Source organism: Chitinophaga parva (assembly GCF_003071345.1).
GTDB classification, from domain to species: domain Bacteria; phylum Bacteroidota; class Bacteroidia; order Chitinophagales; family Chitinophagaceae; genus Chitinophaga; species Chitinophaga parva.
In genome coordinates this window covers 1,781,060-1,793,423 of the sequence record NZ_QCYK01000002.1, presented here as the reverse complement: position 1 = coordinate 1,793,423, position 12,364 = coordinate 1,781,060, and the positions used below count along the sequence as shown (strand labels likewise).

The window sequence follows — 12,364 nt, the reverse complement described above, 5'->3', positions numbered from 1 at the left end:
GCAGCTGGCCGTTTCACCATAGCGGGCTCATTTACCTACTACCTGATACTTAATACCTTACACCTTGTACCTTGTACAATCTATATTATTATTTACATTTGCCCCGATTTGAAACCTAGCATGCAAATTTTAATCAGACAAGCGTCCATCGTATGGCCCGGTGCCACGCTGCACGGGCAACAGCAAGATATCCTGATCGATCATGGAACCATCACCGCCATCGGCCCGGCGCTGGATGCGCCCCATGCTAAAGTGATAAGCAGCCAGGGCCTGCACGTGTCCCCAGGATGGGCGGATGTATTTGCCCACTTCAGTGATCCGGGCGAAGAGCACAAGGAAGACCTGCAAAGCGGCGCCCGCGCGGCGGCCAAAGGCGGTTTTACCAGTGTAATGGTGGTGCCCAATACCAACCCTGCCCTGCAGACCAAGCCCCAGATCGAATACGTGCTGAGCCGCACCCGTGGCGCTGCCGCGCAGGTACTGCCCATTGGTGCAGTGTCTAAGAACCTGGAAGGCGCCTCCCTGGCGGAAATGTATGAAATGCAACACGCCGGGGCCGTAGCTTTTTCCGATGGCCTCAAACCCATCCAGTCTTCCGGCATCCTGCTCAAGGCCCTCCAGTATGTAAAAGCCTTTAACGGCATCGTGATACAGGTACCGGACGATAAGAGCATCTCCGCCCATGGCCTCATGCACGAAGGCATTTTCAGCACCCAGCTGGGCATGCCCGGCAAACCCGCCATTGCAGAGGAGATCATGGTGCAGCGCGACCTGGAACTGGCTAAATACACCGGCTCCCGCCTCCACCTTACCGGGGTAAGCACCCGCAAATCCCTGGAGCTCATTACCGCGGCCAAGGCCCAGGGTATCCAGGTAACCTGCTCCGTAACACCTTACCACCTGAGCCTCACTGACGGGGCCCTGTGGCACTACAATACCAACCTGAAAGTAAACCCGCCCCTGCGCACCCAGGACGATGTGGACGCCCTCCGCGAGGCGGTACAAAGTGGCCTGGTAGACTGCATTGCCACCCACCACCTGCCACAGGACTGGGATGCCAAGGAAGTGGAATTTGAATACGCAAAGAATGGCATGATAGGCCTGGAAAGCGCCTTTGGCGTGCTGCGGAAGCACCTGCCCCACCTGCCCCTGGAACAGCTGGTGGCCCTGCTGAGCACCCGGCCCCGCCAGCTTTTTGGCCTGGAAATGCCGCAACTGGAAGTGGGGGCCAAAGCCAATCTCACCCTTTTCCAGCCGGACGTGGAATGGACTTTTACGGAGCAGGACATTGCTTCCCGGTCTAAAAATTCCGCGTATCTTGGCGCCGCGCTGCAAGGCAAAGTGCTGGGGGTGATCAATGGCAGCGTATCCAATCTTTAAATACGATCGATGAACGAGAAAAAGACAAACCCGGGGCTTACCTGGGGCCTGGTAGCAGGTTTGCTCCTGATCCTGTCCCACCTGGGATTCTATTTGTCAGGCGGCAACGGACAGTTTGGCCTGGCGTACACCCTGGTATCAGTTTTGATCATACTGGCGTGCATGGTCACCGCCGTGCTGCTTACGCGGCGCCACCTGGGCGGGTATGCGGACGCTCGTCCCCTGCTGCGGCAGGCTGCCATGACCCTGGTGACAGCGCTGGTACTACAGGCAGTTTACTCCTATTTGTACTATAACGTGATCGATACCGCCGCCGCGGTAAAGGAAAAACAATACGTGCTGGATGCCTACAACCGGATGGTGCCTATGATGGGCGCCTCTCCCGCGGATGTTGTCAAGGACAGGAAGGAGATTGCGCAGCTGGACTTTACCCAAACACCCGGGCAGGCCGTCTGGAAGCTGTGCCAGTACATAATTCGTTATTTTGTGCTGGTGTTCCTGGTTGCCTTTATTTTCCGCCGCAAAGCACCGGTGACTCCCAACAATTAACCATAGCAACTTTAGTATGGACATATCCGTTATCGTTCCGTTAAAAAACGAAGAAGAATCACTGCCGGAACTGGCCGCCTGGATCCAGCGGGTGATGGATGAAAACCACTTCACCTACGACATCTGGATGATAGATGACGGCAGCACCGATAATTCCTGGGAAGTGATCCGGGCACTCTCTGCCGGCAATCATAACATCAAAGGCATCAAGTTCCAGCGCAACTACGGTAAAAGCGCAGCCCTCAATGAAGGCTTCCGCCAGGCCCAGGGCGATGTGATCATCACCATGGACGCAGACCTGCAGGACAGCCCGGACGAGATCCCGGACCTGTACCGCATGATCAGGGAAGACAACTTTGACCTGGTGAGCGGATGGAAAAAGAAACGGTACGACAATGCGCTGACCAAGAACCTGCCTTCCAAATTATACAATTACACCACCACCAGGATGAGCGGCGTAAAGCTGCATGATATGAACTGCGGCCTTAAGTCCTACAACCGGAAGGTGGTGAAATGCATAGAAGTTTACGGTGAAATGCACCGCTATATTCCCGTGCTGGCCAAGTGGGCCGGCTTCCGCAGGATCGGCGAGAAAGTAGTGGAGCACCGCGCCCGCAAGTACGGCGTGAGCAAGTTTGGCCTGGAACGCTTTATCAACGGCTTCCTGGACCTGGCCTCCATCATGTTTATCGGTAAATTTGGCAAGCGCCCCATGCACTTCTTCGGTGCCCTGGGCTTCTTCTCCTTTTTCATCGGCTTCCTCATTGCCGGCTACCTGGCCATCGCCAAGATCGCCTTTGATAAATACAACATGACGGACCGCCCCATTTTCTTCCTGGCCCTGCTCTGCATGATCATCGGCTCCCAGCTGTTCCTTACCGGGTTCATAGGTGAACTGGTGACGCGCAATGCGCCGGAGCGCAACAACTATTTAGTGGAAGAACAAATAGGCTAATGGCAACACAGAAAATTATCATACTTGGCACTGCCTTCCCATTCCGGGGAGGCATTGCCGCTTACAATGAGCGCCTTGCCCGCGAGCTGCAACAACAGGCAGACGTGGAGATCTGGACCTTTACCCTCCAGTATCCGCAGTTCCTCTTCCCCGGCCAGAGCCAGTACTCCACGGACCCTGCGCCTACAGACCTGAAGATCCGCCGCCTGGTGAACGCTGTGAACCCGCTGAACTGGTGGAAGGTAGGCCGCATGATGAAGAAAGCCGCGCCGGATATGGTGATCACCAAATTCTGGCTGCCTTTTATGGGTCCCTGCCTGGGTACCATCCTGCGCATAGGCAAAAAGAATAAACGCAACACCAAAGTAGTGGCCATCCTGGATAACATGATCCCGCATGAAAAACGCTTTGGTGATGTAGCCTTCTCCAAATACTTCCTGAAGCCCATCGATGCCTTCATTGCCATGAGCCAGAAAGTACTGGATGACCTGCGCCAGTTTGAGCCCACCAAGCCGGCCAGCCTCATTCCTCATCCTATTTACGATAACTACGGCCCCCTCATTTCCAAGGCAGAAGCCCGCAAAAGACTGCAGCTGGCGCAAGACCAGCGCTATATCCTCTTCTTCGGATTTATCCGCAAGTACAAGGGCCTGGACCTGCTGCTGCAAGCCATGGCAGATCCCCGGGTGATAGCGGCCGGCATTAAATGCATTGTAGCCGGTGAGTTTTATGAAGATGCCGCCCCCTATCACGCACTGGTGGAGCAATTGCACCTGCAGGACCGGGTGCTGCTGCATACAGACTTCATCCCCACGGAAGATGTAAAGAATTATTTCTGTGCCGCCGACCTGGTGGTACAACCGTATAAAAGCGCCACCCAGAGCGGCATTTCACAGATCGCCTACCACTTTGAAAAGCCCATGGTGGTGACCAGTGTGGGTGGCTTGGTGGAAATGGTGCCCCACGGCGTGGTAGGCTTCCAGGCCGATCCCGAGCCAGCCTCCATTGCCGCCGCTATCGTAAAATATTATGATGAGCAGCAGGAAGTGCCTATGACCAACGCCATGCGGGAAGCCAAGAAGCAATATGCCTGGAGCCGGCTGGCAGAAGAAATTGTTAAATTGCCGGCCCGCTAAAATGCAGGCCTGCACATCCGCGTTAAGCATTTACCTAAAACATAACCCTTGATCTACAGAAGCAAAGCTCCCCTCCGCATCGGCCTGGCCGGTGGTGGTACGGATGTAAGTCCATATTCAGACCTGTATGGAGGCGCTATCCTCAACGCCACCATTTCCCTGTATGCCCGCGCCGCCATAGAGCCGCTGGACAACGGGCAGGTGATCTTTGATTCGGAAGACCGGGGTGAACACCTCACTTACGACGCAGCCATGCAACTGCCCATTGATGGTAAACTGGACATCCTGAAAGGGGTGGCCAACCGTATCATGAAGGACTATTGCTCCAAACCCCTGAGCTTCCGCCTGACCACGTTCGTAGATGCTCCCGCCGGCTCCGGCCTGGGCACTTCCTCCACGCTGGTGGTAGCCGTACTGGGCGCTTTTGTGGAATGGCTGAAATTACCCCTGGGTGAGTATGATATTGCCCACCTGGCCTACTGCATAGAACGCGAGGACCTGAACCAGGCCGGCGGTAAGCAGGACCAGTATGCAGCCACTTTTGGCGGGGTGAATTTCATGGAGTTCTATAACGACCGCGTGATCGTGAACCCGCTGCGCATCAAGGATAAATACCTCTTTGAGCTGGAAAACAACCTGCTGCTGTATTACACGTCCACCAGCCGTTTGAGCAGCAGCATTATCAGTGAGCAGCAGAAGAATGTGAACGAGAAAAAAGATGCTTCCATTGAAGCTATGCATAACCTGAAGCAGCAGGCTGTGATGATGAAAGAAGCCTTGCTGCGCGGGGAGATCCACAAGATTGGCGAGATTTTAGATTATGGTTTCCAGCATAAGAAACAAATGGCCAAAGGCATCTCCAACCAGCAACTGGACGATATCTACGAAGCAGCCCGCCAGGCAGGCGCTTCCGGGGGTAAGATCTCCGGCGCAGGGGGCGGTGGCTTTATGATCTTTTACTGCCCCGGTAATGCCCGCTTTAAAGTAACGGGCGCCCTGGAGCAGTTTGGGGGCCAACTGAAACGTTATCATTTCACGCACCACGGTTTGCACACCTGGAGCCTTTAATTACACCCGAACAATTATATGACGCAGTTTGAAAAAATCCAGCTTGTCCTGAAGGAAAGCATCAGCGTAAAAGAAGCGATCATTAAAGACGAGCACCTGTTGCAAACCATTACCCTGGTAGCCCAGCTCATTACCAAAAGCCTGGAAACCGGCCATAAGCTGCTGTTTTGCGGCAATGGCGGCTCCGCTTCCGATGCCCAGCACCTGGCCGCGGAATTTTCCGGCCGCTTCTATAAAGACCGCACCCCGCTCTACGCAGAAGCCCTGCATTGCAATACTTCTTACCTCACCGCCGTGGGCAACGACTACGGTTTTGAGCAGGTATACGCCCGCGCAGTAAAGGCCATGGGCAAACAAAACGATATCCTCATTGCCATCTCCACCTCCGGCAATTCTGAGAACATCCTGCAGGCCATGAAAGCGGCCAAGGAAAAGAAGATGATCGTAGTGGCCATGACAGGCCTGAGCGGTGGTAAGATGAAAGGCGCCTGCGATTACCTGCTGAACATGCCCAGCACTGACACGCCCCGCATCCAGGAGGCTCATATCACCGTAGGACATATCATTTGCGAGATCGTGGAAAACAACCTGTTTGACTAATGGTGCGCGAATGTATGATCCTGGCCGGCGGCTTTGGCACCCGCTTACGCAGCGTGGTGGCGGACAAGCCCAAGTGCCTGGCCCCCATGGGCAACCACCCTTTCCTGTATTATCTCTTCCAATACCTGCACGCCCAGGGCTTTGAGCACGCCGTACTTTCCCTCGGTTATTTATCGGAACAGGTGATAGCCTGGTGCAATGACAACCCGCTCCCGCTGCGGGTTTCCTTTGCCGTGGAGCAGGAGCCCCTGGGCACCGGCGGTGCTATCCTGCACGCCATGCCTTACCTGGCGGATGATACCTTTGCCGTGTTCAATGGCGACACCTTTTTTGATGTGGCCATGGCAGATATGCTAGCCTTTGCGCAGCAGCACAACAGCAAGCTGACCCTGGCCTTAAAGCCCATGGAAAAGTTTGACCGTTATGGCAGCATAGCGCTCAACGGTGAAGGCCGCATCACCGCCTTCCGTGAGAAACAGTACCAGGAAAAAGGCCTGATCAACGGCGGCGTATACCTGGCCAGCCAGGAATACCTGAAAAGCCTGGCACTGCCCACAGCCTTCTCTTTTGAAAAAACCGTACTGGAGCCGCAAGCCACTGCCGGCGGGCTGCTTGGGTTCATCAGCGATACTTATTTCATTGACATCGGCATTCCCGAAGACTTTACCAAAGCAGGCATTGACCTGGTTAAAATGTACCAATAGACCATGCAACTTCCCCTCATCGATAACAGCTGGACCCTTTTCCTGGACCGCGATGGCGTGATCAATGAAGAGATCCGCAAGGGCTATGTGCTGCATTGGGATATGTTCAAATTCACCAGCGGTGCGGAAGAAGCCCTGGGCATCTTTGCCCGGCGCTTTGGTCATATCGTGGTGACCACAAACCAGCGCTGCATAGGCAAAGGCCTGCTCACCACCGCGGGGCTGCAGGATATCCATACCCGCATGCTGGCCGCCATAGCGCCTCACGGGGGGCGTATAGACCGCATTTACCACTGCCCGGATGTAGATAGCAACAGCCCCTGCCGCAAACCCCAGCCAGGCATGGGATTGCAGGCGCAGCAAGACTTCCCGGAAATAGATTTTGCCCGCAGCATCATGGTAGGCAACACGCTGAGTGATATGCAGTTTGGCAAGAACCTGGGCATGTACACCGTGTTCATTCCCTCTACCCTGCCTGATCTTCCCTTTCCCCACCCGCTGCAGGATGCCCGGTATGAAAGCCTGCTGCACTTTGCCCGGGCCATACAATAAATTGGCCCACACGGCGTATATTCACTGACCATTTCCGCAATCATGAAACGATACCTGTCCCTGCTCCTGCTACTCTGCTTAGCTATGCCCCTGGTGCATGCCCAACAAAAGCTGACGCCCCAGGACAAACAAAGCCTTTTGAAACAACAGGATTCGCTGCGCCTGCTGGGTGATGAAATGCTGCGCGGCAAAAATGACGATGCCCGCCACAACGCCATGCTGGCCTTCATTCCCCGCCTGGTGCGTGCCCTGAAGACCAAAAACTCTTTTTATTTTCCTTTTGATTCACTGGAAACGGTGGCCATCAAATACCCGAAAGACAGCACCTTCCGCATCTTCACCTGGGTAGATGTAACGGACAATGGTTTTTTCTCCCACCACGGTACCATCCAGATGCGCACCGCCGATGGCAGTTTAAAACTCTTTCCCCTGATAGACAGCAGCGAGTATATTAACAATGCGGACACCATCACCAGCAACCGCGCCTGGTATGGATGCCTGTATTACAATATTGTGCAGACACACTTCTTTAACCAGGAATACTACACGCTGTGCGGCTGGGATGGCAACAATCCCCGCAGCCAGAAAAAACTGCTGGATGTGCTTACTTTCAAAGACGGGCAGCCCGTGTTTGGCGCGCCCATGTTCAGTTTTGAAGAAGACTCCGTAAAGCGCCCCACGCAGAACCGCTTTTTCCTGGAATATAAAAAAGATGCGAACGTAACGCTGAACTACTACCCGGATATGGACATGATCGTGTATGATCACCTGATCTCCGAGAGCAATGAGCCCAGGAAAAAATTCACCTACGTACCTGATCTCGATTACGAAGCTTTCAAATGGAAGAATGGTAAATGGGTGCACATCGATAAGATCTTCCACGATAAATTACAGAACGGCCAGGCACCGGCACCCATGCCACTGGACATGAAAGAAAAAGACAACACCCACATTCAATCTGAAGAAGAAGTGCAGGCGGCACAAGCCGCCAAAGCCGCTGCCAGCCCACAAAAGAGCAGCAAGAAAAAAACGCCTGCCAAAAAGCCATAACAGCTAAGCGGAGTGCCGCTGTATGCCCTGCTGCCGGGAGGCTTGCGTGATCAACTGCCCCAGGCGCACCAATGCTTTTTCCACGCGCGGCTCCCAGGTAAGCGCATAACTGATGCGCAGGTAATGCTGGTAATCCCCCTTTGCAGAAAAGATCTCGCCGGGGGCATAAGCCACATCCTGCGCCAGTGCTGCATCCTGGAGGGCCACGGTGTTAATGCAGGCCGGCAGCTCTATCCAGAGGACCATACCGCCTTGCGGGCGGGTAATGCGGGTGCCTTCCGGGAAATGGTTTTCAATAACCTGCGTAACGCGATGCAGGTTCTTTCCCAGCTCCACACGGTAGCGGTGCAGGTGGCGGTCATACGCGCCGGAAGTTACCAGCTGCTCCACCACTCTCTGGCCCAGGCTGGATGTAGCGCCGTTGTGCATGGATTTAATGCGGGCCACTTCATCCGCAAAACGTCCTGCCGCACACCATCCTATGCGAAAACCCGGCACCAGTGTTTTGGTAAAGGAATTACAATACATCACCCAGCCACCACTGTCGTATGCTTTGATGGTATCCGGCCGGCCACCGCCGGTGTACAGCTCTCCGTACAGGTCGTCTTCTATCACCGGCATGCAGGCTTCGTTGGCAAACGCCGCGATGCGTTTTTTGCTATCCGTACTAATGCTGGCCCCATCCGGGTTATTGAAATTGCTCACCAGTATGCAGGCCTTCACCGACAGGCGCTGGCAGGCATCTCTTAACTCTGTATAATCCACGCCCCTGCCGTGGTACGACGGAATGGTAGCGATCTTCAGCTCCAGGCATTCCAGCACGCGCATAATGCCATAATAGCAAGGGTCTTGCACCAACACCGTATCGCCCGGCTTTGTCACTGCTTTAAGGCAGCACAATATAGCTTCAGTAGCACCATTGGTGATCACCACCTCATCCGGGTGGGTGGTGCCTTTCCACCAGAAAGAACGCTTGGCAATAGCCTCGCGCAGCGCGGGATAGCCCTTGCGGCTTTCCTGCATAAGGTAACTCCCGCTCACATCGCGGGAAACCTGTTGTATGGCACGCTTGATGCTATTGTACGGCAGCATGCGGTCATCCGGCAATGCAGCTGTAAACGATACAAAGCGGCGCCCCTTCCCTTCCATTTTCATTTGCTGCAACACCTGGTCTATCCGCACCGTATGCGCCGATACGGAGGCAGGTAGAGATTGCGGCAGCGGCAACACTTTGCCGGCGCGCTGGTTTACAAAATAGCCGGATTTTTCGCGGGCCGTGATAAGCCCTTTGTCTGCCAGGTGCTGGAATGCCAGCAGCACAGTGCCCATGCTGAGCTGGTGCTCCTGGTGCAGGCGGCGCACAGACGGCAGCTTTTCACCGGGCTTGTAAATACCCTTATCTATCATGGAAGCCAGCTGGCCAGCCAGGGCTTGGTAAGCGTGTTCTTTCATGCGGTAAAAGTAAACTGTTATAGCCACATTTACCGATTTTAAATCTGTTACATACCAGCGGGAAGAACGGCCCACATTGGATTCCACACCATGTAAATCAATTCATTACAGCATGCAGGATAAAAACTGTTATAGTAGAATACACCAGAACTGTATCATAATTGCCCCTTCGCCGGCGCAGCCTTTCTTCTAAAACACATCACCAACTTTCCCTAAAAAAAGTGCCCCCGCATCACTGCGAGGGCACTTTATCTTTCCCCGGCAAAAACACCGGCTTTTAAATCTCCATTAAAACAACTCTCCCTGCAAGCCACCGCCATCTTCCGGTGTTTCCTCTTCCTCGTTCAGTAATTCAATGCTTACAAAATCATCGCCTGCAATACGTGTCCCTATTGTTTTCCAGCCGGTCACTTCAACAAATTCATTCAGCTCAAACTGCTCTTCGTCCGGGTTGCGCTTTTTACCGGTCTTCAGCAGCAGCAGTGGTTCCGCCACGGTGGTCACCAGCTCTACATGATTGCCGGCACCTTCTTTAATGAACTGGAACTTATTGTTCAGCGTCTGCGTTTCTATCTTAAAGCGCTTGGCGTTGTATTGTTTTTTATCTGCATCGAAGTATACGGCTGACACGATCTTCTCGGGATTGAATTTCTCGATGTACATCACCGCATCGGTTTCGTAACGGTTCGTGAGCTCGTAGTTGGTCAACTCATAGGTACCGTTCTTGTTGATCACCAGGATCTTGTCATCCCCTTCAAAGCTGCCGATGTACACACCACGGTCTTCCGTGTTCAGGCGGCCGGTGGCGTCATCGTACCAGATCTTCAGGCCTGCCAGGGTAGATACGCCGGCTTCCTTGAACTTCACGCTTTTTACGGTGTATTTCGTGAGCTGGTTACCCATGGATGCGCGGCCCTTGATGTCCAGGGTTTCAAAGTAGAAGTCAAATTCCTTTTTACGCGCGGGGCTGTTGGGGCTCAGTTTCACGGTCACCACTTCTGCTTCCCCGTTGGGATTGGCCGTGAAGTAGTGTACCTTGGTATGCTTGTCGCCCTTGCCGGCCAGTTCGTATTCTTTATCGCGGGTAATGCCCGTTACGTTAAAGCGTTTGGCAAAGGTGACACCGCTGATGCCGTCCACGTAGATCATATTGTAGGTGGTGCGCTCATCGTTCTTGCGGAACACGGCCACGTGGATAATATCCTTGCCCACAAAGGTTTTCTCTGCCACCTTGGTGATCATCATTTTACCATTGCGGAGGAATACGATGATGTTATCCAGGTCAGAGCAATCCGCTACAAATTCGTCCTTCTTCAGCGAGGTACCAATGAAACCCTCCGCCCGGTTCACATACAGCTTGGTATTGGCAATGGCCACCTGTTGCACCTGGATGGTGTCAAAGGTCTTGATCTCGGTTTTGCGGTCGCGGCCCTTGCCGTATTTCTTCAGCAGGTTCTCGTAGTAAGCCACGGCAAAATCCACCAGGTTCGCCAGGTCGTATTTGACCTGCTTGATGTCTGCCTCAATGGCCTTGATCTGCTCATTCAGTTCGTTAATATCCAGGCGGTAAATGCGGCGCACGGGCTTCTCCGTGAGCTTTACAATATCCTCGCGCTCAATGGCGCGTTTCAGTTGTTTCTTGTAAGGCCCAAATGCCTTGTCAATGGCCTGCAGCACGGCTTCCCAGTCCTTGTGCTTCTGCTCCAGCTCCTTGTAGATACCCTTCTCAAAGAAGATCTTTTCCAGCGAGGTGTAGTGCCATTTATTTTCCAGTTCCGCCAGCTTTATTTCCAGTTCCTGCTGCAACAGTTCTTTGGTGAAGTCCGTGCTTTGCTTCAGCAGTTCGCTGGCGGTTACAAAGCGGGGTTTGTCTTCAATGATCACGCAGGCATTGGGAGAAATGGAGATCTCGCAATCGGTGAAGGCATACAGGGCATCAATGGTGATATCCGGTGAAATGCCAGGCGCCAGGTGCACTTCAATCTCCACATCAGCGGCGGTATTGTCTACCACTTTGCGGATCTTGATCTTGCCGTTATCATTGGCCTTCACGATGCTTTCCATTAGCTGTGTGGTGGTAACACCGTAAGGCACGTCTTTTACAAGCAGGGTCTTTTTATCTTTTTCTTCAATGTGGGCACGCACCCGCACTTTGCCGCCGCGCTTCCCGTCATTGTAGTTCGCCACATCGATCATGCCGCCGGTAGCAAAGTCCGGGTACAACTCAAACTTGCGGCCCCGCAGGTATTTGATGGAAGCGTCTATCAGTTCATTGAAATTATGCGGCAGGATCTTGGTGGAAAGGCCTACGGCAATGCCTTCTGCCCCTTGTGCCAGCAGCAGGGGGAATTTTGCCGGGAGCGACAAAGGCTCGTTCTTGCGGCCATCATAGCTCAGCTGCCAGGTGGTGGTCTTTGCATTGAACAGTACGTCCAGTGCAAATTTGGAAAGGCGCGCCTCAATGTAACGGGCGGCGGCGGCATCGTCGCCGGTACGTACATCGCCCCAGTTACCCTGCGTTTCTATGAGCAGGTCTTTCTGCCCCAGGCCCACAATGGCGTCGCCAATGGAGGCATCACCATGCGGGTGGTACTGCATGGTTTGCCCGATGATGTTGGCCACCTTGTTAAAGCGGCCGTCATCCATTTCTTTCATAGCGTGCATAATACGGCGCTGTACGGGTTTCAGCCCGTCTTCCACCGCCGGCACTGCACGTTCCAGGATCACGTAAGAGGCATAGTCCAGGAACCAGTTCTCGTACATCCCGCCTACGTGGGTAACTCCCTGGAGGGATTCGTCTGCCATGCCGTTTTCTAATTCACTCATATTATTGCTTGCTTTTTTTCAATTTCAAAAAATGAAAGCGCTGACCCGGGGATAATTTCCCACAACCAATTTCCAGCTTCAGGAAAACCACC

At 53.7% G+C, this 12,364-nt stretch carries 11 protein-coding genes; 9 read left to right on the top strand and 2 right to left on the bottom strand.

The window, feature by feature from the left end:
- Positions 1–120 precede the first annotated feature (120 nt).
- Genes DCC81_RS17555 through DCC81_RS17515 form a run of 9 tightly spaced genes read left to right on the top strand, consistent with a single transcriptional unit; the run spans position 121 to position 7,994 of the window.
- On the top strand, positions 121–1,380 hold the full coding sequence (locus DCC81_RS17555; protein WP_108687885.1) for a dihydroorotase: 1,260 nt from the start codon (positions 121–123) through the stop codon (positions 1,378–1,380).
- Positions 1,381–1,389: 9 nt separating this feature from the next.
- Positions 1,390–1,929 (top strand): DUF4199 domain-containing protein, encoded by a 540-nt coding sequence (locus DCC81_RS17550; RefSeq protein ID WP_108687884.1) that lies wholly within the window; start codon positions 1,390–1,392, stop codon positions 1,927–1,929.
- A gap of 16 nt (positions 1,930–1,945) precedes the next feature.
- Positions 1,946–2,884 (top strand): glycosyltransferase family 2 protein, encoded by a 939-nt coding sequence (locus tag DCC81_RS17545; protein ID WP_108687883.1) that lies wholly within the window; start codon positions 1,946–1,948, stop codon positions 2,882–2,884.
- Entirely contained in the window at positions 2,884–4,020 is a 1,137-nt protein-coding gene (locus DCC81_RS17540) for a glycosyltransferase (RefSeq protein WP_108687882.1), read from the top strand. The genes DCC81_RS17545 and DCC81_RS17540 overlap by 1 nt, the downstream gene beginning before the upstream one ends.
- A 48-nt stretch (positions 4,021–4,068) precedes the next feature.
- A complete protein-coding gene (locus DCC81_RS17535; protein WP_108687881.1) occupies positions 4,069–5,088 on the top strand; it encodes a GHMP family kinase ATP-binding protein in 1,020 nt (339 codons plus the stop codon).
- A gap of 18 nt (positions 5,089–5,106) precedes the next feature.
- Entirely contained in the window at positions 5,107–5,688 is a 582-nt protein-coding gene (locus DCC81_RS17530; protein ID WP_108687880.1) for a D-sedoheptulose-7-phosphate isomerase, read from the top strand.
- The gene (locus tag DCC81_RS17525; protein ID WP_205686356.1) at positions 5,688–6,392 is read left to right on the top strand and encodes a nucleotidyltransferase family protein; all 705 of its coding nucleotides are present in this window, start codon (positions 5,688–5,690) and stop codon (positions 6,390–6,392) included. The genes DCC81_RS17530 and DCC81_RS17525 overlap by 1 nt, the downstream gene beginning before the upstream one ends.
- A 3-nt stretch (positions 6,393–6,395) precedes the next feature.
- Positions 6,396–6,944: a D-glycero-alpha-D-manno-heptose-1,7-bisphosphate 7-phosphatase gene (locus DCC81_RS17520; protein ID WP_108687879.1), complete on the top strand. Its 549-nt coding sequence runs from the start codon at positions 6,396–6,398 to the stop codon at positions 6,942–6,944.
- A gap of 42 nt (positions 6,945–6,986) precedes the next feature.
- The gene (locus tag DCC81_RS17515) at positions 6,987–7,994 is read left to right on the top strand and encodes a hypothetical protein (RefSeq protein WP_108687878.1); all 1,008 of its coding nucleotides are present in this window, start codon (positions 6,987–6,989) and stop codon (positions 7,992–7,994) included.
- 3 nt (positions 7,995–7,997) lie between these two features.
- On the opposite strand, the gene DCC81_RS17510 is transcribed toward DCC81_RS17515, so the two are convergent.
- Both DCC81_RS17510 and DCC81_RS17505 read right to left on the bottom strand, forming a co-directional pair.
- Positions 7,998–9,473, bottom strand: a complete 1,476-nt coding sequence (locus DCC81_RS17510) for an aminotransferase-like domain-containing protein (RefSeq protein ID WP_133177701.1) — start codon at positions 9,471–9,473, stop codon at positions 7,998–8,000.
- Positions 9,474–9,734: 261 nt separating this feature from the next.
- On the bottom strand, positions 9,735–12,272 hold the full coding sequence (locus tag DCC81_RS17505) for a DNA gyrase/topoisomerase IV subunit A (protein WP_108687876.1): 2,538 nt from the start codon (positions 12,270–12,272) through the stop codon (positions 9,735–9,737).
- Positions 12,273–12,364 lie beyond the last annotated feature (92 nt).